Source organism: Actinomadura citrea, assembly GCF_013409045.1.
In the GTDB taxonomy this organism is placed as follows: Bacteria; Actinomycetota; Actinomycetes; order Streptosporangiales; family Streptosporangiaceae; genus Spirillospora; species Spirillospora citrea.
The window spans coordinates 3,402,094-3,421,387 of the sequence record NZ_JACCBT010000001.1; the positions used below are offsets into that span (position 1 = coordinate 3,402,094).

The window sequence follows — 19,294 nt, forward strand, 5'->3', positions numbered from 1 at the left end:
CGAGAGGGGACGAGACATGGTCGGCACGCTCGACTGGGAACCGGCGAACGAACGACGCGATCTGCTGGCCGATCCGGTGGCCGCGGCGATCGGCGGTCTTCCCGGCGCGGAGACCGCCGGGATCGACCCGGACCTCGCCGACACGGCGGCGTTCTGCGAGCGCTACGGCGTCCCCCTCGACGTCAGCGCCAACTGCGTGGTCGTGGCCGCCAAGCGCGGCGGCGAGGTCGCCCACGCCGCCTGCATGGTCCTCGCGACCGGCCGCGCCGACGTCAACGGCGTGGTCCGCAAGCACCTGGGCGCCCGGAAGGTCTCCTTCGCGCCGATGGCCGACGCCACGTCCCTGACCGGCATGGAGTACGGCGGCATCACGCCGATCGGCCTTCCCGCGGGCTGGCCGCTCCTCGTCGACGAGGCCGTCGCCGCCGCTCCGCACGTCGTCATCGGCAGCGGCCTGCGCAGATCGAAGATCCTCCTTCCGGGCAAGGCCCTCGCCGGGCTGCCCGGGGCGGAGGTCATCGCGCTGGCGCGGTAGGGGGCGTACTGGGAGCCGCTACGGTGCCGGGATGCCGTCACCGATCCTGCGCCGCGCGCTGACCGAACCCGGGCTCCGTCCGCTGCCGGAACGGGCCGCCCGCCTCCTGGAGGACCTCGACGCCCCGCCCCGCCTGGCCGCCCACCTGCGGGCCGTCCACGACGTGGCCGCCGAGCTGGTCGACTGGATGAGCCGGCGCCACCCCGGACTCGCCGTGGACGCGGAGGCCGTGCTGTTCGGCGCGGCCACCCACGACATCGGCAAGGCGCTCCACCCGGCCGAGCTGTCCGGCCCGGGCGCCGAGCACGAGCGCGCCGGGCACGGTCTGCTCCGGGAGCGGGGCGTCGAGGAGCGCCTGGCGCGCTTCGCCCGCACCCACGCGTCCTGGGACGACCCGGGCATCGGCGTCGACGACCTGCTCGTCAGCCTCGCCGACGCGATCTGGAAGGCCGAGCGCGTCACCCGCCTCGAACAGCGCCTCGTGGAGGTGCTCGCCGCCGCGTCCGGCCAGGCGGAATGGGAGGCCTTCATGGACCTCGACGACATCTGCGACCGGATCGCCGCGGGGGCCGACGGTCGGCTCGCCTTCCAGTCGGCCTACCCCGCGGCGGGCGGGACGGAGTCGATCGCGTAGCGGACGCCGCCGACCGCCTCGGCGCGGTCGAGCAGGGCCCGGTTGGCGGCGAGCATCTCCGCGACGGACGCGCACCCCGGCGAGGCGGCGCGCAGCACGCCGAACAGGACGGGGTCGTCAGGCGCCGCGAGCATCGGCACATGGCCGACCCGCAGCGCCTTGACCACGATGGCTCCGCTGAGGCCGAGATCCGCCACGGTCATGCCGGCGACCGTCGACCCGATCACCGCCGCGGCGGCGGAGCCGGGAAGCAGGACGATGCCCCACGGGTGCGGGCGCGCCCACTCGCCGAGCGAGATCAGCTCCTCCACGTCGGGACGCATCCGGTCGGCGAATTCGGCGTAGGAGAGCTCCTCGGTCTCCGCCGTGCCGGCAGGGGGCTCGCCCGGCCCGTACAGGACGGCCTTGGCCTCGTACGTCCAGCCGGTCTCCGAGGGCTTGACCTGGCCCGAGATGTGCTCAGCCGGCGTCTCGCGCTGGAAGCGCAGGAGGTCCGCGGCGTCCCGGCACGGGACCGAGCAGCTCAGCACCCGATCCGGTGCCGGCACGAGCCGCAGCGTCGCCTCGGTGATGACGCCGCGCCGGCCGAGCCCGCCGCGCACCGCGTCGAAGACGTCCGGGCGGACGTCGGGGGAGCAGATCACGGGCTCCCCGTCGACGACGACCTCCAGCGCGAGGACGTTCTCGGCCTGCGTCCCGTACCGGTGGGACGTTCCGCCGAGGCCGCCCGCGGAGATCGTCCCGCCGACCGTGACGTCGAGAAGGTCGGTCAGGACGGGCGGGGTCAGCCCGAGCAGCAGCGTCGCCGCCAGGACGGCGCGCCAGCTCGTCCCCGCGCCGACGACCGCGCGGTCCGCGCCGACCTCGCGCACGCCCGCCAGCCCGCCGAGGTCGAGCGAGACGCCCGAGGTCAGCGACTGCCCGTAGGTGGAGTGCCCGAGGCCGCGCGGCACCGGCTCCAGGCCCTGCGCGGCGGCCTCGCGGATCGCGGCCGCGGCCTCCCGCGCCGACGCGGGCCGGACGACCCGCGCGGGCGAGCGTTCGACGATCCCCCCGAAGTCGCGCAATGCGATGGTCCCCCCGCTGGTGGTCTCCGCCTCCGGTCACGTTAGCCCGGCGCGACCTACCGGTGGCGCAGGCGGTCGGCGACACGGCCGAGGGCGTCGCCGAGCAGCTCGATCTCCTCCGGCGCGAGGACCTCGACGAAGACCTCGCGGACGACGCGCCGGTGCCCCGGGCGCGCCCTGCCGAGCGCCGCGGCGCCCTCGTCGGTCAGCTCCGCCCACACCGATCGGCGGTCGGACTCGCAGGCCGTGCGCTTCACGAACCCGGCCCGCTCCAGCTGGGTGACCTGGTAGGTGAGGCGGCTCTTGGACACCATCACCTCGCGGGCGAGGTCGGACATGCGCAGCCGGTTGCCCTCGGCGGACCGGAGCCGCACCAGCACCTCGAACTCGGGGTGCGACAGCCCGCCGTCCCGCTTGAGCTGGCGTTCGATCTCGTGGTCGATCAGGTGGCCGGCCGTCAGGAAGGCGATCCAGGCGCGCAGCTCCCGTGGGTCGAGCGGGTCCCCCGCACTGTCCATGCCGCGATTCTAGTTTTCGGCGAAGGAGACGGCGGATGCCCCCACGGGGTACCTGCCACGACGCGGACGGTGCCCGCGAGTGTGATCTGGGTAACTCTTTCTCTCCGCCGCCGGCGCCGCGTGACTCGTGGTTCAACAGGGGTCACCTGCCGGGAAAGGAATATGGCCCGATCCAATCCCTCCTCCAGGCCGCCCCGCGCGCCTGACATCCCCCTTTTCGGTCTCGGGTCCTTTGCGTCGAAATGACAAGATGTTCCCGTTGACCGTATGTGGGCATGAGTGAGCGCTGAGAGTGTCCTGGAGAGGCGGGTCGCAAAGTGTCGCGCGGTAGTGAGTTCGTTGTGGTGGCCAACCGGTTGCCGGTGGACCGGAATGTCGGAGCCGACGGCGTCCCGCGCTGGCGGCGCAGTCCGGGCGGACTGGTCAGCGCGATCGCCCCGGTGATGAGGCGCAGGAAGGGCACGTGGATCGGCTGGACGGGCGCGCCGGACGAGCAGCTGGAGCCGTTCGAGGAGGACGGCATGTCGCTGCACCCCATCGCGCAGTCCGCGCAGGAGGTGGAGCTCTACTACGAGGGCTTCTCGAACGCCACGCTGTGGCCGCTCTACCACGACGTCGTCGCCACGCCCGTCTACGACCGGGCGATGTGGGACGCCTACGTCCGCGTCAACCGGCGCTTCGCCGAGGCGGCGGCGAAGGTCGCCTCGAAGAACGCCATCGTCTGGGTGCAGGACTACCAGCTCCAGCTCGTCCCGCAGATGCTCCGCGAGCTGCGTCCGGACCTGCGGATCGGCTTCTTCCTGCACATCCCCTTCCCGCCGGTGGAGCTGTTCTGGCAGCTGCCGTGGCGGCGGCGGATCCTGGAGGGGCTGCTCGGCGCCGACCTGGTCGGCTTCCAGCTCCCCGGGGCGGCGGCGAACTTCGTGCGGCTCTGCCGGCGCCTTCTGGACGCCCGTTTCGCGAAGCAGGACGTCTTCTGGGACGACCGCGTCGTGCGGGCCCGCGCGTTCCCCATCTCGGTGGACGTGGGCGAGCTGAACGACCTGATCGGGCGCGAGGACGTGCTGGAGCGGGCGCAGGAGATCCGCACCGACCTCGGCGACGCCACCGTGCTGCTGGGCGTCGACCGGCTCGACTACACCAAGGGCATCACGCAGCGGCTCCAGGCCTTCGGGGAGCTGGTCGAAGAGGGCCACATCAAGCCCGGGCAGGCGGTGTTCGTGCAGATCGCGACGCCGAGCCGGGAGCGCGTCGAGCAGTACCAGCTGCTCCGGGAGGAGATCGAGCAGCTCGTCGGGCGGATCAACGGAGAGCACGGCGAGATCGGGTTTCCGGTCATCCACTACCTGCACAGCTCGTATGACCGCGCCGAGCTGGCCGCGCTGTTCCTCGCGGCGGACGTGATGGTGGTGACCCCGCTGCGCGACGGCATGAACCTGGTGGCCAAGGAGTACGTGGCCTGCCGCAAGGACCTGCGGGGCGCGCTCGTGCTCAGCGAGTTCACCGGGGCCGCCGCCGAGCTGAAGCGCGGCGCCTTCCAGGTCAACCCGTACGACATCGACGGCCTGAAGGGCACTCTGATGGCCGCGCTGAACGCCGAGCCCGCCGAGCAGGCGAGGCGGATGCGCGTCATGCGCCGCCGCGTCATCGAGCACGACGTGGACCGGTGGGCGCAGGAGTTCCTCAGCGAGCTGGAGAACCCGGCGCGCTCGGCCGCCGCCGAACAGGCTCCTACTGCCCTGGAGGGCTGAACCGCAGGTCGAAGGCGGCCCAGACCGCCTTCCCCCCGGTCGCCAGGCGCGCCCAGCCCCAGGAGTCGCTGATCGCGCCGACGACGACGAGGCCCCGGCCGCCCTCCGCGCAGCGGTCGGGTTCGGTCGGCACCGGCTCGGGCGCGCGTGCGCCCGGGTCGGTCACCGACACGACCAGCCGCCTCGGATGGCCGATCAGGACGAGCTGGATGGGGCACAGCGGCAGCGGCTGGGGAAGGCCCTCCAGGCCGTGCCGCAGCGCGTTGGTCACCAGCTCCGACACGGCGACGACCACGTCCCCGGCGTCGTCGGTCATGCCCCAGGCGTCCAACGTGACCTGGGTGAACTCGCGAGCCGACCGGGGTGCGGTGATCTCCGCCGGGAGCACCCGGCGGGCCGTGCGCGGCGCGCCCGCGTGCGGGGCGGGCCAGAGCCCGGCGAGACCGGGGGCCGCGGCCGGGCCGCGCGCGGCCCCCGCGGGAACGTTCGGGCCGAGCGTCATCTGCGGGGCGTCCGGCCAGGGCGAGTGGACGGCCGAGAAGTGCCGTGGCCGCCCGCCCCCCATGGTGGCGGGGGCTGCGACGTCGTCTGCCTGGTCAACGGTCATGGTCAAACCTCAGAGGCGTGCGGGTTGGTCACCGGCGAGCGTTCGCTATCTTGCTCCCCAAGTCGTGCAGATGCAAGACCGTCTGCATGAACCAATGCAAGAACGAATGCACGTGCATCTCGTACCATGGTGTGGGGTGGGGCGAGATCGCGGTCTCCTGGGACAGGGGGACCGAGACGCCTAAAGGGGGCGATGATGGACGGCCACCAGATGTCGGACGTCCGGTGCGGCGGGCTCGTCTGGCAGAAGAGCCGGCGAAGCAACCCATCCGGCAACTGCGTCGAGATGGCGGAACTCCCCAACGGGGAGATCGCCGTGCGCAACTCCAGGGACCCCGAGGGAGCGATCCTCGTCTACACGCGCGAGGAGGTGGAGGCGTTCGTCGGGGGAGCCAAGGACGGTGATTTCGACCACATGCTCGTCTGACCGGCCGGCAAACCGAACGGGATTCCATTTACCGGTCCGGCCAGGTAGGTTGCGGCCATGTACCTGGGGCAGATCGCCGCTCGGACGCCCGACAAGCCCGCTGTGGTCATGGCGGGCTCCGGGCGGGTCGTCACCTTCCGGGAACTGAACGAGGAGTCCAACCGGCTCGCGCAGCTGCTCCGCGCGGAGGGGCTGCGGCCGGGGGACCACATCGCGTTCATGCTGGAGAACCACCCGCTCTACCTGGCCGTCGCCTGGGCCGCGCAGCGGTCCGGGCTGTACTACACCGCCATCAGCTCGCGCCTCCAGCCCGACGAGCTCGCCTACATCGCGGGAAACTGCGAGGCGAAGGTCTTCATCACCAGCGCCGCGATGGAGGCCGCCGCGCAGTCGCCGCCGGACGTCCCGCTGCGCCTGATGCTCGGCGGCACGGCCCCCGGCTACGCCTCCTATGAGGAGCGCGTCGCCCAGCACCCGCCCACGCCGATCGAGGACGAGTGCGAGGGCGCGGACATGCTCTACTCGTCCGGCACGACCGGCCGCCCCAAGGGCGTGAAACCGGCCCTGTCCAAGGCCCCGATGGGCGAGGGCGGGACGCTGTACCAGCTCCTGTCGTTCCTCTTCCAGCCCGACGCGGACTCGGTGTACCTCTCCCCGGCGCCGCTCTACCACGCGGCGCCGCTGCGGTACTCGCTCAACTTCCACCGGTTCGGCGCCACCGTCGTCGTGATGGAGAAGTTCGACGCCGAGCAGGCCCTCGCCGCCGTCGAGAAGTACCGCGTCACGCACAGCCAGTGGGTGCCGACCATGTTCATCCGGATGCTCAAGCTCCCGGAGGAGACCCGCGCCCGCTACGACGTGTCGTCGCTGCGCTGCGCCGTGCACGCCGCCGCGCCCTGCCCCGTCCCGGTCAAGGAGCAGATGATCGCCTGGTGGGGGCCGATCCTGCACGAGTACTACGCCGGCACCGAGGGCAACTGCTTCGTCTACACGAACTCGGAGGACTGGCTGGCCCACAGGGGCACCGTCGGTCGCCCCATCCTCGGCGAGGTCCACGTCTGCGACGAGGACGGCCGGGAACTGCCGCCGGGGGAGCCCGGCACGCTCTACTTCGGCAACGGCCCCGAGTTCGAGTACCACGCCGACGAGGCCAAGACCGCCGCGTCCCGCGATCCCCGGGGGCGCGGCTGGACCACCCTCGGCGACGTCGGCCACGTGGACGGGGACGGCTTCCTCTACCTCACCGACCGCCGCGCCTACATGATCATCAGCGGTGGGGTGAACATCTACCCGCAGGAGGCCGAGAACGTCCTCGCGGTGCATCCGAAGGTCGCCGACGTCGCGGTGTTCGGCGTCCCGGACGCCGAGATGGGGGAGGCGGTCAAGGCCGTCGTCCAGCCGCCGTCCATGGACGACGCCGGCCCCGCGCTGGAGGCCGAGCTGATCGCGTACTGCCGCGACCGGCTGGCCCACTACAAGTGCCCGCGCTCGGTCGACTTCCGCGCCGAGCTGCCCCGGCACCCGACCGGCAAGCTCTACAAGCGGCTGCTGAAGGACGAGTACTGGGCGGACGAACGTCCTGCCACGGCCTGAGACGGCCCTGAACGGCCAAACCCCGGCCGGGCCCCCTCAGGGGCCGACCGGGGTTTGGAACGCGCCAGGGGCGTTCTAGTGCATCGGCATCGGCGCGTCCACCGCGGGGGTGTCCGGCTTCCTGCGCGGCAGCAGCAGCGCCGGCAGGAACGCCAGCAGCAGCAGCCCGGCCGAGTACCAGTAGGTGTGCTGGAACGCGTCGGCCATCGGCCCGGCGATCTTCTGCATGATCGCCGGCGGCACCTTCTCGGTGCTGCCGATCTCGCCGCCGCCCCCGCCGCCGAGCTCGGAGGTCAGCCGGTTGGCCAGCAGCACCGAGATCATCGCGGTGCCGATGGACGCGGACACCTGCTGGATGATGTTCAGCATCGTGCTCGCCCGCGGCACCTCGTCGTGGACGAGCGTCTGGATGGCCGCCGCCATGGTCGGCATCATCGTCATGCCCATGCCGAGGCCCATCACGAACAGGGTCCCGCCGAGGGCCCAGTAGGAGGTGTCGGCCTCCAGGATCGAGGCGAAGCCCGACACCGACAGGACCACGACGACCATCCCGACCAGCACGACCCGGCCGGGGCCGATCCGGTCGGTCAGCTTGCCGCCGATCGGCATCGTGATCATCGCGCCGAGGCCCTGCGGGGCCAGCAGCAGGCCGGACTGCAGGGCGCCCTCGCCGCGGACGGTCTGGTAGTACAGCGGCAGCAGCAGCATCGCGCCCATGAACGCCATCATGAACAGCAGCATCGTGCCGGACGCGGCCGCCACCGAGCGCCGCTTGAGCAGCCGCAGGTCGATCAGCGGGTTCTCGGCCTTCAGCGCGCGGACGACGAAGCCGAGCACCAGCACGGCGCCGACCGCCCAGAAGCCGAGAGAGCCGGTCTTCAGGAAGTCCTTCATCTCGGCGCCCTTGGCCACGCCGTAGATCAGCGAGGCCAGGCCGGGGGACAGCAGGAGCAGCCCGATGAAGTCGAGGCGCTCGGCCGGCTTCGGCTCGTCCCGCTTGAGGATCCGTGCCGCCAGCGCCAGCGCGACGATGCCGATCGGCAGGTTGATGAAGAAGATCCACCGCCACGACACATCGTCGACGAGGTAGCCGCCGATGATGGGGCCGAGGATCGGGCCGAGCAGCATCGGCACGCCGACGATGCTCATCACCTGGCCGACCCGCTGCGGCCCCGCCGCCTGGGTCAGGATCGTCATGCCGGCCGGCATGATCATGCCGCCGCCCAGGCCTTGCAGCACCCGGAAGGCGATCAGCGACTCGGCGGACCAGGCGAGGCCCGCCAGCATCGAACCGATGACGAACAGCCCGATCGAGACCATGTAGAGGCGCTTGGTGCCGAACCGGGCCGAGGCCCATCCCGTGATCGGGATCACGGTGGCCAGCGCCAGGGTGTAGCCGGTGGCGACCCACTGGATCGTCGCCAGCGAGGTCTCGAACTCCTTCGCCAGGTCGTTGATCGCGACGTTGACGACGGTCACGTCCAGGATGGACATGATCGCCCCGAGGACGACCACCATGGCCGTGGCGAGCACACCGCGGTCCAGTCCTCCTCCGGCGCCGGGTTCCTTCAGCGGGCCGTCCGCCACCTTGGGAGATGCGGGAGCGGTCAACTCTCTTCCAATCGTCAGGCCCGCATGTGGGCACGCGGGGGCCGTGGTCTCGTTGCTCAGGGGTGTCAGGGCTCGCTCATGGCTCGCCTGGGTACTGCCGCAAAATACTGCAGCGACTGACACTTTCGCGAACGATTAAACTTCGAGCGCTCCGGGAGTATTCCAGCGGGGTCCGACAAATCCGCCCTGCTCCGCGCCGTCCGCGCTCCCGCCTCCACCGTCCCCGAGGCCGACCAAGTGTGACAGACGCGACACCGCACTCCTTCCTTCGCGAGTCGGAGAGGCAGACCGTCGCCGGTCCCCGAACTCATCGCCCCCGGGAGGAAGTACTTCGCCGCTCACCGGGTCAGAGGTTGACGGTGATGCCCAGTCCGCGGTCGCGGGCTCCCCGGTAGGCGACCGAGGCGGCGGCGACGTCGAGTGCGGCGTGTCCGGTCGACTTGAAGAGCGTCAGTTCCGTGGCGGAGCGGCGGCCCGGGTGGCGGCGGTCGAGGACGGCGCCGATCAGGGTGGCCGCGGACGGGTCGGTGCCCTGCAGTTCCCAGGCGCCGGCCGGTGGAGGTTCGGTCACGGCGCCCGGCCATTCCACGAACAGCGATGACGACCGCAGGGTCTCGGCGTCGAACTCCGGGCCGTCGGAGCCGCCGACCGAGCTGAGATGCGCTCCGTCGGCGAGCCAGGACCGGCGCACCACGGGCTCCCGGCTGGACGTGCAGCAGAAGACGACGTCGGCCGTCTTGACCGCCGCCTCGATGCCGGTGGCGGAGCCGGCGGACAGGTCCGCGACGAGCCGCTCCGCCTTCTCCTGGTCGCGCGCGCCGACCACGACCTCCGCGGCGTCCATCGCGGCGAGGACGGCGAGCTGGGCCCGCGCCTGCGCGCCGGTGCCGATCACGGCGAACCGGGTGGCGCCGGGCCGGGCGAGGGCCAGCATGGCGGCGGTCGCGGTGGCCGCGGTGCGCACCGCGGTGATCGCCTCGGCGTCCATGATCGCCAGTGGGCGGCCGGTCTCCGCGTCGAAGTGGGCGACGATGCCGCGGTGGGAGCCGCGGCCGCCCGCGGAGAAGACCGACACGAGCTTGGCGGTGAGGCCGAGTTGCGGAACGTATCCGGGCATCGCGCCCAGCAGCCCATGCGCCGAGCGGGCCGCGACGCGCGCCGGGGCGGAGACGTCGCCCCGGCTGACGGCGACGAGCGCGGTGCGCACCGCCGCCAGCACCGCGTCCGGCGGCGACGCGGCCCTGGTCTGCTCCCGGTCGAGGACGAGGACTCCGCCGCCCGCGGGGTCAGTCATCGCCGGCTCCGTCGCCCGTGCCGCTCAGCGCGCCCTCCAGTTCGGCCGTGGCGGACGTGAGGTCGTCCTGCAGTTTCTCGAGGGTGGCGTCGTCGAACTCGCTGTCCAGGCCGACGATCGTGACGGCGCAGATGGGCCGCCCGCCGCCGGCGAGCACCGCGCGGCTCACCGAGGCGATGACCTCCTCGTTGCGCCCGCGCTCCAGCGCGAAGCCGGTGCGCCGGGTCCGGTCGATCTCCTTCAGCAGGTCGGCCCTGGCGGCCGCCGGGTGTCCCTGCTCCTCCGCGGCCCGCAGGTAGGGGATCCGGGCGGCCTCGTCCAGCGCGGAGACCAGGGCGAGGGGGCCGGCGAACTTGTGGATCGGCAGCAGCTCGCCCAGCAGATCGGTGATCATCGCGAGCCGCGGCGGCCGGACGACGTCGATCACCCGGCCGCCGTCCGGTTCGAGCACCTGCAGGTTCACCATCATCGCGGTCCGGTCGGACAGCGCCTGGAGCACCGGCCGGCTCAGCACCACCAGTGAGTTCGCGGCCGCGGCCTGGGAGAACTGGAGCACGACGGGGCCCGGCAGGTAGCGGTCCTCGCTGCGCATGATCCAGCCGCGCCGCACCAGCTCGAGAAGGATGCGGTAGGCGGTGGCGCGGTGCATCCCCGCCTCGTTCGCCAGCTCGCTGAGTCGAAGCGGGCGGTCGGCCCGGACGACGGTCTCGATGAGGTCCAGGGCCTTGTCCACGGCAGAGCTGGCCGGTCTGGGCAACTTCCCTCCACTGGCGTTGAGCGTTTTCCGATGCTTGACGCACATTATCAGACGTTGCTAATGTTGTAACAGTTGTTACGGTGTATGTAACACATCGACTAGGCACCCCCCTCACCTCGCGAGGCTCGAGAACGGAGACAGGGCGATCGCCATGGTGGACAGAGACGAACGACCGATCGCCGGCAACGACCCGGCCCCCACCCCCTTCGCCGCCGCCGTACCAGGGCAGGTCGTGCTCTACCGCGGCGTGTCGCTGATCGACGGGACCGGCGCCCCCGCGCGGCACGGCATGGCGGTGGTGACGGACGGCCCGACGATCGCGGCGGTCGCGCCCGAGGGCGAACTCCGCTCCTCGGACCTGTCCGGCGCCGAGACCGTCGACCTGCGGGGCGCGTTCCTGCTGCCGGGCCTGATCGACACCCACCAGCACCTGTCGACGCCGCCGAACCGCGAGCAGGCCGAGGCGTTGATGAGGCGGCAGCTGTACGGCGGCGTCACCGCGATCCGCGAGATGGCCGGCGACCTGCGGCAGATGGCCGACCTGGCGCGCGCCGCGCTGGTCGGCGAGATCCCCGGCCCCGACGTCCACAACGCGGCGCTGATGGCAGGTCCCGGCTTCTTCGACGACCCGCGCACCTGGCAGGTGTCGCAGGGGGCGACCCCCGGCGCCACGGCCTGGATGCAGGCGATCGACGACGGGACCGACCTTCGGCTGGCCGTCGCGATGGCGCGCGGCACCGGGGCGACGGCCATCAAGGTCTACGCCGACCTGGCGCCGGCACTGGTGGCCCGCATCACCGAGGAGGCGCATCGGCAGGGCATGCGGGTGTGGGCGCACGCGGCGGTCTTCCCCGCGATGCCCCGCGACGTCGTCGCGGCCGGGGTCGACGTCGTGTCGCACGCCCACTACCTCGCCTACGATCTCGCCGGCGACCGGCCGGTGGCGTACCGGCAGCAGCGCGAGCACCTCGCGGACGCCTACGAGCGCTTCATGGCCGCGCCGGCGGACGCCGTCGACGGGCTGCTGGACGACATGCGCCGCCGCGGCACGATCCTCGACGCCACCGCGAGCCTCACGGCCAGGATCCCGTCCAGCGCGCCGGGCGCGGCCGAACTCGCGCCGGACGTCATGCGGCGGCTGATCGGCCGCGCGCGGGCGGCGGGCGTCACGATCTGCACCGGCACCGACTACGAGTCCCCGCCGAGCGATCCGTACCCGTCTCTCCACGACGAGCTCCGCTACCTGGTGGAGGCGATGGGCATGCCGACGCGGGAGGTGATCCGCGCCGCCACGCTCGCCGGAGCGGCCGGCGTGGGGCTGGAGCACACGATGGGCGCCGTCCGTCCCGGCATGCTCGCCAACCTCCTGATCGTCTCCGACGACCCGCACGAGGACATCGACCATCTCCGCGGCGTCATCACGACGGTCAAGCGCGGACGGCGCCACGACCGGGCCGACTACGACCGCGCGTCCGCCACCAGGGCCGGCGCGACCATCGAGGAGGGGACGCCGGCGTGAGCGTCGACATCGCGGACTTCATCGTCGTCAACGCGCTGGGCGGGCTGGACAACCCGAACGCCCCGGCGTCGCTCACCGCGTCCGGTGCGCTCGTCCAGACCAGCGAGCAGTTGACCGTCGACGCGCGCACGCTGGCGGACGCGCACGCCTCCGGCGTGACCGCGATCAACGTGACGCTGGGCTACACGATGGGCGACCTTCCGCCCTACGAGCACACGCTGGACGAGATCCGCACCTGGGACGCGATCATCGGCTCCCACCCGCGGGACCTGATGCGGATCGACACGGCCGCGGACCTCGCCGAGGCGAAGCGGCAACGCAGGATCGGCATCATCTACGGCTTCCAGAACGCCGCCGCCGTCGAGGACCGCGCCGAGCGGATCGGCACGTTCGCCGGGCTCGGCGTCCGGGTCGTCCAGCTGACCTACAACCAGGCGAACCAGATCGGCGACGGCTCGATGGCGCCGGAGAACCGCGGGCTGACGCCGCTCGGGCGCGACGTCGTGGCCGCCCTCAACGAGCACCGCCTCATGGTCGACCTCTCGCACAGCGGCGAACGGACCTGCCTGGAGGCGGCGCGGATCTCCGCGCAGCCCGTCTCGATCAACCACACGGGCTGCCGCGCGCTCGTGGACCTGCCGCGCAACAAGACCGACGAGGAACTGCGGCTGGTCGCCTCGCGGGGCGGCTTCGTCGGCATCTACTTCATGCCGTTCCTCAACGCGTCCGGGCACGCCACGGCGGCGGACGTCGTGGAGCACATCGCGCACGCGGTCAACGTCTGCGGCGAGGACCACGTCGGCATCGGCACCGACGGGACGATCACCGCCATCGACGACCTGGACGCCTACCGCGACCGGCTCGCCGAGCAGGTGGCGCGGCGCCGGGCGGCCGGCGCGTCCGCGGCCGGCGAGCGGAGCGACACCTACCCGTTCGTCGTCGACCTGCGCGGCGTCGACCAGTTCCGGGAGCTGGCGCGGCTGCTCACGGAGCGCGGCTACTCCGCGAGCCGGATCGAAAAGATCCTCGGCCTGAACTTTCACCACTACGCAAAGGCGGTCTGGGGCCGATGACACTCTTCACGAGAGGCGGAGCCATGCGGCGCCTCCCGCTCCTCGCCGGGGCGCTGGTCGCGCTCCTGCCGCTCGCGGCGTGCAGCGGCGGCGCGACGTCCACCGCCCAGAAGCCGGGGGCCAAGACGTTCGGGTCGCTGCCCGCGCAGACCGGCACGCCCAAGGACGGCGGCGCCATCGACATCGGGCAGCAGCCGGGGGCCGGACCGTTCTACATGCTGCCGGTCGTGCCCGGCGCGTTCAACTCGACCTTCGTGACCTACCAGTTCCAGCGGCTCATGTACCGGCCGCTCTACTGGTTCCCGCAGGGCGCGAGCCACAAGGTCGACGAATCGCTCAGCCTGGCCGCCCTGCCGGAGTTCTCCGACGGCAACAAGACCGTGACCATCAAGCTGCGCGATGGCTACAAGTGGTCCGACGGCAACCCGGTCGAGGCCGATGACGTGGTCTTCTTCATCGACCTGGTGAAGGCGGCGCTCAAGAAGAGCCCGGCCAACTGGGCCGACTACACCCCGGGCCAGTTCCCCGACAGCATCGCCGGGGTCGAGGCGACCTCGAAGAGCACCGTGACGCTGAAGCTCAAAGAGGCGTACAACCCGGAATGGTTCACCGCCAACCAGCTGACCTCCATCATCCCGCTCCCGGCCGACCAGTGGTCCCGCACGTCGGCCGATGGGCCGATCCTCGACCACTCCTCGCCCGAGAACGCCAAGGCGATCTACGCCTACCTCGACAAGGCGTCGCGGGACCCGGCCACGTTCGCGACGAACCCGCTGTGGCGGACGGTGAACGGCCCGTACCGGCTGAGCAGCTTCGACGTGACCACGAACGCGTACTCGATGACCGCCAACGAGGCGTACGCCGGGCCGCAGAGACCGCACATCAAGACGCTGAACTTCCGGCCGTTCACCTCCGAGACGGCCAAGTTCAACCAGCTCCTCAGCGGCAAACTGACCGTGGCCACGGTCGACCAGAACAATGTCGGGCAGGTGGCGGCGCTCAAGGCCGCGGGCTACCACGTCTACGGTGCGCCCAGGTTGGGCTTCAGCTTCATCATGCTCAACTTCAAGGACACGACCGGCAACGTCGACAAGCTCTACGCCCAGCACTACATCCGGCAGGCGTTGCAGCATCTGATCGACCAGCCCGGGTACATCTCCAGCAAGGGGATGTACAACGGCGCGGCCGTCGAGAGCTACGGCCCCGCCCCGGCGAGTTCGCCTTACGTGTCCGGGAACGTCGCCACCGCGCCGTACCCCTACGATCCGGCCGCCGCCCGCAAGCTCCTCGAAGACCACGGCTGGAAGGTGGTGCCGGACGGGGGCACGACGTGCGAGCGCCCCGGCACCGGGCCGTCGCAGTGCGGAGCCGGGATCCCGCGGGGGCAGACGCTGAAGTTCAACCTCTTCTACCGCAGCGAGCCGCAGCTGCACAGCGCGGTGAGCACCGCGTTCGCCTCGGCGGCCCGCAAGCTGGGCGTGACGGTCACGGTCGCGCCGAAGACGTTCAGCTTCCTGATCCAGAACTTCAACGTGCCCGCGGCGCCCTCGAAGGCCGGCGAGTGGGCCATGTCGACCTGGGGCGGCTTCAGCACGAAGCCGTACCCGACCATGTCGGGCGTCTTCGACACCAAGGGCTCGGGCAACGTCGGCGCCTACAGCGACCCCAAGACCGACGAACTGATCCGGGACTCGGTGCACGGCGCCGACCGCAAGGCCGTCCAGGCCGAGATCGAGCATCTGCGGACCGACCTGCCGGTGCTGTGGCTGCCGAACGCCCACACCATCTGGGCCTGGAAGGACACGCTGTCCGGCCCGTCCGACTCCTTCGCCAACCTGCCGGCCAGCGTGCTCACCCCCGAGTACTGGTACCTGAAGTAGCCGGGCCCGCCGGAGCCGGAGACGGCCATCGAGAGAAAGGAGGCAAGGGCGTGGTCCAGTATGTGCTGCGGCGGCTGGGAACGTCGGCGATCGTGATCCTGGGCGTCTCACTGATCACCTTCCTGCTGCTGCACGGGATGTCGGGCTCCCCCGGCCGGGCGATCCTCGGCGTCCAGGCGAGCGCGGAGGCGGTGGCCGCCTTCGACCGGGAGCACGGCTACGACCGGTCGCTCGCCATCCAGTACTTCGACTACCTGGGCCGGTTGCTCCACGGCGACCTCGGCCACTCCTACAAGCTGAACCAGAGCGTGAACGCGCTGCTGGCGGAGAACGCCGGCCGGACGGCGATGCTGTCGGCGGTCGCGCTCGCCCTCGCGATCTGCGTGGCCGTCCCGCTCGGCGTCTTCCAGGCGGTGAAGCGCAACAGCGTCGGCGACAACGTGCTGACCACGATCACCTTCGTCACCTACTCGATGCCCGTGTTCCTGCTCGCGATGCTGCTGATCCAGCTCTTCGCGATGGGGCTGGGCCTGCTGCCGGCCCAGGCGGCGCAGTCCAGTTCCAACTTCGTCATCTTCACCGAGCCGCGCGCCATGCTGCTCCCGGTGCTGACGCTGACCGGGGTCACGGTCGCGATGTACTCCCGGTACCAGCGGTCCGCGGCGCTCGACCAGCTCGCGCAGGACTACATCAGGGTGGCGCGGGCGAAGGGCCTGTCCATGCGCCTGGTGCTCACCCGGCACCTGCTGCGCAACGCCTGCGTGCCGCTGGTGACCCTGATCGGCATGTCGATCCCGCTGCTGCTGGCGGGGAACCTGGTGGTCGAGTCCGTCTTCAACTACCCGGGACTGGGGCTGCTCTTCTTCAACGGCCTGAACAACCAGGACTATCCCGTCCTGCTGGGCTACACGCTGGTCGCCGCGACCCTGACCGTCCTCGGGAACCTGGTGGCGGACCTGCTGGTGGCGGCCACCGACCCGAGGACGCGGCGCGCATGACCGAATCCGTGACCGACAAGACCGGCGGCACGGCGCCCCGCACCGTGCGGGACGACCGCGGAGCGCGCCTCCCGGAGACCACGAGCGGATGGCGGCTCACCGCGCGGGCGTTCCTGCAGAACCGGCTCGCCGTCATCGGCCTCGGCATCATCGTCTTCTTCGTCCTGTTCTGCGGCGCCGGGCCGTACCTGTACGCGACCGACCAGGTCACCGTCGACCCGGTGAGCAGCCTGCTGGCGCCGGGCGGCGGGCACCCGCTCGGCACCGACGCGCAGGGCTTCGACGTGCTCGGCCGGATCATGCTGGGCGGCCGGGCGTCGCTCCAGATCGGGCTGTTCGCGGCGCTGATCGCCACCGGGATCGGCACGCTGTACGGCACGATCGCCGGGCTCGCCGGCGGTGTCGTGGACGGGTTCATGATGCGCGTGGTCGACACGCTGCTGTCGATCCCGTTCCTGTTCATCGTGCTGATCGTCGCCACCCGGTTCAGCTCCACGGTCCTGTCGCTGAGCCTGATCCTGGGCGCGTTCTCCTGGCTCGCGCCGGCCCGTCTCGTCCGGGCCGAGGTGCTGACGCTGCGCTCGCGCGGGTTCGTCGCGGCGGCGACGGTGATGGGGGCGACCAAGGCGCGGATCGTCGCCCGGCACCTGATCCCGAACGCGCTGGGCGTGGTGATCGTCAACATCACCTTCCAGGTCGCGGACGCGATCATCGCGGTCTCGCTGCTGGGCTTCCTCGGCTTCGGGCTCAACTACCCGGACGTCGAGTGGGGGACGCAGCTGTCCGCGGGGGTGTCCTACCTGCTGGCGGGCTCCTGGTGGCTGATCTACCCGGTCGGCGCCTGCCTCGTCCTGGTGGTCATGGCGTTCAACTTCGTCGGGGACGCGCTGCGCGACTCGATCGACGTACGGCTGAGGCGGCGCTGATGCCCGCCCACGCAGGAAGGTCGCACATGAACCCCGACATCCGTCCGGCACCCGACGACGACCGCGTCCTGGCGATCGAGGGCCTGTCCACCACCATCCGGCTGCGCAAGTCGGACGTCGGCGTGGTCGGCGGCGTCGACCTGCGCCTGCGCCGGGGCGAGACCCTCGGGCTGGTGGGGGAGTCCGGATGCGGGAAGTCGATGACCGGGCTCTCAGTCATGGGCCTCCTGCCGCCCGGCGGACGCGTCGCCGGGGGGTCGATCAAGCTGGCCGGACGGGAGCTGGTCGGCCTCCCGGAGAAGCACTACCAGCGGATCCGCGGCAACGAGGTCGCCATGATCTTCCAGGATCCGATGACGTCGCTCAACCCCACCAAGACGATCGGCGACCAGGTCGCCGAGCCGGTCCGGCTGCACCGCGGCGCGAGCCCGAAGGAGGCCCGAGACCGGGCGCTGGACATGCTCGCGCTGGTCGGCATCGCCCGGCCCGCCGAACGGCTCGGCCAGTACCCGCACGAGCTGTCCGGCGGGCTCCGGCAGCGGGTCATGATCGCCATGGCGCTGTCCTGCGAGCCGAAGGTCCTGATCGCGGACGAGCCGACGACGGCGCTCGACGTGACCGTCCAGGCGCAGGTCCTCCGGCTGCTGCACGATCTGAAGGACCGGCTCGGCATGGCCATGCTGCTGATCACCCACGACATGGGCGTGATCGCGCAGTGGGCCGACCGGGTCAGCGTCATGTACGCCGGCGGCATCGTCGAGAGCGCCCGCACCGGGGAGCTGTTCACGGGCATGCGGCACCCGTACGCGCAGGCCCTGCTGGCCTGCACGCCGCGGCTGACCCAGCCGCGCGGGCAGGCCCTCTACTCCATCGCCGGCTCCCCGCCGGACCTGGCCCACCCGCCCGCGGGTTGCCGCTACGCCGCCCGGTGCGCGCACGCCACCGACCGCTGCCGGAGCGAGGAGCCGGTGCTCGCCGAGGAGCGGCCGGGGCACGCGCTGGCGTGCTGGAACCCGGTCGACGGACCGCTCGGCGCGACCGCGCCGGCCGCGCCCGACGCGGAGACCGCGCCGGAGACCGCGGACGCGCCGCAACGGCCGGCCGGACCGGTGCTCGCCGTCGACGACCTGGCCAGGGAGTACGCCGCGGGCAGGTCGCTGCGGGGCGGTGCGCGGCGCGGCGTCAAGGCCGTGTCCGGGGTGTCGTTCGAGGTCGAGCCGGGCCGGACGTTCGGGCTGGTCGGGGAGTCCGGCTGCGGCAAGAGCACCCTCGCCCGGATGATCGTCGCGCTGGAGAAGCCGTCGTCCGGCGGTGTCACCGCCCTCGGAGCCGAGCTCGGCGGGCTGCGCGGGCGGGGGCTGCGCCGACACCGCCGCAACCTCCAGATGATGTTCCAGGACCCGTTCGACGCGCTCGACCCGCGCATGCGGATCGGCGCGATCCTGCGCGAGCCGTTCGCCGCCCAGGGGATCGGTTCGGCGAGGGAGCAGTCGGCCGCGATCCGCGACCTGCTGGACGAGGTCGGCCTGCCGCACAGCGTGCTGGAGCGCTACCCCCACGAGTTCTCCGGCGGACAGCGGCAGCGCATCGCGCTGGCCCGCGCGCTGGCGCTCAACCCCCGTGTGATCGTGGCCGACGAGCCGGTGAGCGCGCTCGACGTCTCGATCCGCTCCCAGGTGCTCAACCTGATGAGGCGGCTCCAGGCGAAGCACGGGCTCACCTACGTGGTGATCTCCCACGACCTGACCGTCGTCCGCTACCTGGCGGACACGGTCGGAGTGATGTACCTGGGCAAGCTGGTCGAGATCGGCTCCCCGGACGACATCTACCTGCGCTCCGCGCACCCGTACACCGCCGGATTGATCGCCGCGATCCCCGAACCGGACCCGGCCGCCGAACCTCCCGGCGACCAGGACGGCATGGACGCCGAGATGCCCAGCCCGTTCGACCCGCCGTCCGGCTGCCGCTTCCGCACCCGCTGCCCGCGCGCGCAGGCCCGGTGCGCCGAGGAGGAACCGGTGCTGCGCGGCTTCGATCCGGGCCATTCGGCCGCGTGCCACTTCCCGCTGCGCGAGCCGCAGCCCGCCGCCGCCCAGGCCGGCTGA

17 protein-coding genes are annotated in these 19,294 nt (G+C 71.8%); 11 read left to right on the top strand and 6 right to left on the bottom strand.

The window, feature by feature from the left end; genetic code table 11:
• Positions 1-16 precede the first annotated feature (16 nt).
• On the top strand, positions 17-535 hold the full coding sequence (locus BJ999_RS16025) for a YbaK/EbsC family protein (protein WP_179834040.1): 519 nt from the start codon (positions 17-19) through the stop codon (positions 533-535).
• A gap of 31 nt (positions 536-566) precedes the next feature.
• Entirely contained in the window at positions 567-1,169 is a 603-nt protein-coding gene (locus BJ999_RS16030) for an HDIG domain-containing metalloprotein (protein ID WP_179834041.1), read from the top strand.
• Here BJ999_RS16030 and BJ999_RS16035 read toward each other — a convergent pair.
• A complete protein-coding gene (locus tag BJ999_RS16035) occupies positions 1,133-2,236 on the bottom strand; it encodes an FAD-binding protein (protein WP_179834042.1) in 1,104 nt (367 codons plus the stop codon). The two genes, BJ999_RS16030 and BJ999_RS16035, sit on opposite strands and share 37 nt — an antisense overlap.
• A 56-nt stretch (positions 2,237-2,292) precedes the next feature.
• Positions 2,293-2,754 (bottom strand): MarR family winged helix-turn-helix transcriptional regulator, encoded by a 462-nt coding sequence (locus BJ999_RS16040; RefSeq protein ID WP_179834043.1) that lies wholly within the window; start codon positions 2,752-2,754, stop codon positions 2,293-2,295.
• Between the two features lie 344 nt (positions 2,755-3,098).
• Here BJ999_RS16040 and BJ999_RS16045 point away from each other — a divergent pair, with 344 nt between their 5' ends.
• Entirely contained in the window at positions 3,099-4,505 is a 1,407-nt protein-coding gene (locus tag BJ999_RS16045) for an alpha,alpha-trehalose-phosphate synthase (UDP-forming) (protein WP_444541853.1), read from the top strand.
• On the opposite strand, the gene BJ999_RS16050 is transcribed toward BJ999_RS16045, so the two are convergent.
• Positions 4,486-5,112, bottom strand: a complete 627-nt coding sequence (locus BJ999_RS16050) for an ATP-binding protein (RefSeq protein WP_179834045.1) — start codon at positions 5,110-5,112, stop codon at positions 4,486-4,488. The genes BJ999_RS16045 and BJ999_RS16050 overlap by 20 nt on opposite strands.
• A gap of 195 nt (positions 5,113-5,307) precedes the next feature.
• Here BJ999_RS16050 and BJ999_RS16055 point away from each other — a divergent pair, with 195 nt between their 5' ends.
• Entirely contained in the window at positions 5,308-5,538 is a 231-nt protein-coding gene (locus BJ999_RS16055) for a DUF397 domain-containing protein (protein WP_179834046.1), read from the top strand.
• 57 nt (positions 5,539-5,595) lie between these two features.
• Positions 5,596-7,131 (top strand): acyl-CoA synthetase, encoded by a 1,536-nt coding sequence (locus BJ999_RS16060; protein WP_179834047.1) that lies wholly within the window; start codon positions 5,596-5,598, stop codon positions 7,129-7,131.
• A gap of 75 nt (positions 7,132-7,206) precedes the next feature.
• Here the strand turns inward: BJ999_RS16060 and BJ999_RS16065 are convergent, their stop codons facing one another.
• The 3 genes from BJ999_RS16065 to BJ999_RS16075 all read right to left on the bottom strand — a co-directional run bounded on the left by BJ999_RS16065 (position 7,207) and on the right by BJ999_RS16075 (position 10,769).
• On the bottom strand, positions 7,207-8,742 hold the full coding sequence (locus BJ999_RS16065) for a DHA2 family efflux MFS transporter permease subunit (protein ID WP_229810465.1): 1,536 nt from the start codon (positions 8,740-8,742) through the stop codon (positions 7,207-7,209).
• Positions 8,743-9,088: 346 nt separating this feature from the next.
• Positions 9,089-10,036, bottom strand: a complete 948-nt coding sequence (locus BJ999_RS16070; RefSeq protein WP_179834048.1) for an ornithine cyclodeaminase family protein — start codon at positions 10,034-10,036, stop codon at positions 9,089-9,091.
• Positions 10,029-10,769, bottom strand: coding sequence for an IclR family transcriptional regulator (locus BJ999_RS16075; protein ID WP_218935079.1), 741 nt, complete (start codon positions 10,767-10,769; stop codon positions 10,029-10,031). The genes BJ999_RS16070 and BJ999_RS16075 overlap by 8 nt, the downstream gene beginning before the upstream one ends.
• 175 nt (positions 10,770-10,944) lie before the next feature.
• Between BJ999_RS16075 and BJ999_RS16080 the strand changes: the two genes are divergently transcribed.
• The 6 genes from BJ999_RS16080 to BJ999_RS16105 are packed head-to-tail and all read left to right on the top strand — an operon-like array spanning position 10,945 to position 19,294.
• On the top strand, positions 10,945-12,312 hold the full coding sequence (locus BJ999_RS16080) for an amidohydrolase family protein (protein ID WP_179834050.1): 1,368 nt from the start codon (positions 10,945-10,947) through the stop codon (positions 12,310-12,312).
• Positions 12,309-13,385, top strand: coding sequence for a dipeptidase (locus tag BJ999_RS16085; protein WP_179834051.1), 1,077 nt, complete (start codon positions 12,309-12,311; stop codon positions 13,383-13,385). Before BJ999_RS16080 ends, BJ999_RS16085 begins: the two co-directional genes overlap by 4 nt.
• Positions 13,386-13,408: 23 nt before the next feature.
• A complete protein-coding gene (locus tag BJ999_RS16090; RefSeq protein ID WP_179834052.1) occupies positions 13,409-15,265 on the top strand; it encodes an ABC transporter substrate-binding protein in 1,857 nt (618 codons plus the stop codon).
• A 50-nt stretch (positions 15,266-15,315) separates the two neighbouring features.
• Positions 15,316-16,263, top strand: a complete 948-nt coding sequence (locus BJ999_RS16095; protein ID WP_179834053.1) for an ABC transporter permease — start codon at positions 15,316-15,318, stop codon at positions 16,261-16,263.
• The gene (locus BJ999_RS16100; protein WP_179834054.1) at positions 16,260-17,189 is read left to right on the top strand and encodes an ABC transporter permease; all 930 of its coding nucleotides are present in this window, start codon (positions 16,260-16,262) and stop codon (positions 17,187-17,189) included. The genes BJ999_RS16095 and BJ999_RS16100 overlap by 4 nt, the downstream gene beginning before the upstream one ends.
• Before the next feature lie 26 nt (positions 17,190-17,215).
• A complete protein-coding gene (locus BJ999_RS16105) occupies positions 17,216-19,294 on the top strand; it encodes a dipeptide ABC transporter ATP-binding protein (RefSeq protein WP_179834055.1) in 2,079 nt (692 codons plus the stop codon).

Bases quoted from the DNA above. Each gene is read 5' to 3' on its own strand.
- BJ999_RS16025 (WP_179834040.1), top strand. From the start codon at position 17: ATGGTCGGCACGCTCGACTGGGAACCGGCGAACGAACGACGCGATCTG.
- BJ999_RS16030 (WP_179834041.1), top strand. From the start codon at position 567: ATGCCGTCACCGATCCTGCGCCGCGCGCTGACCGAACCCGGGCTCCGT.
- BJ999_RS16040 (WP_179834043.1), bottom strand. From the start codon at position 2,754: ATGGACAGTGCGGGGGACCCGCTCGACCCACGGGAGCTGCGCGCCTGG.
- BJ999_RS16050 (WP_179834045.1), bottom strand. From the start codon at position 5,112: ATGACCGTTGACCAGGCAGACGACGTCGCAGCCCCCGCCACCATGGGG.
- BJ999_RS16055 (WP_179834046.1), top strand. From the start codon at position 5,308: ATGGACGGCCACCAGATGTCGGACGTCCGGTGCGGCGGGCTCGTCTGG.
- BJ999_RS16060 (WP_179834047.1), top strand. From the start codon at position 5,596: ATGTACCTGGGGCAGATCGCCGCTCGGACGCCCGACAAGCCCGCTGTG.
- BJ999_RS16070 (WP_179834048.1), bottom strand. From the start codon at position 10,036: ATGACTGACCCCGCGGGCGGCGGAGTCCTCGTCCTCGACCGGGAGCAG.
- BJ999_RS16080 (WP_179834050.1), top strand. From the start codon at position 10,945: ATGGTGGACAGAGACGAACGACCGATCGCCGGCAACGACCCGGCCCCC.
- BJ999_RS16090 (WP_179834052.1), top strand. From the start codon at position 13,409: ATGCGGCGCCTCCCGCTCCTCGCCGGGGCGCTGGTCGCGCTCCTGCCG.
- BJ999_RS16100 (WP_179834054.1), top strand. From the start codon at position 16,260: ATGACCGAATCCGTGACCGACAAGACCGGCGGCACGGCGCCCCGCACC.
- BJ999_RS16105 (WP_179834055.1), top strand. From the start codon at position 17,216: ATGAACCCCGACATCCGTCCGGCACCCGACGACGACCGCGTCCTGGCG.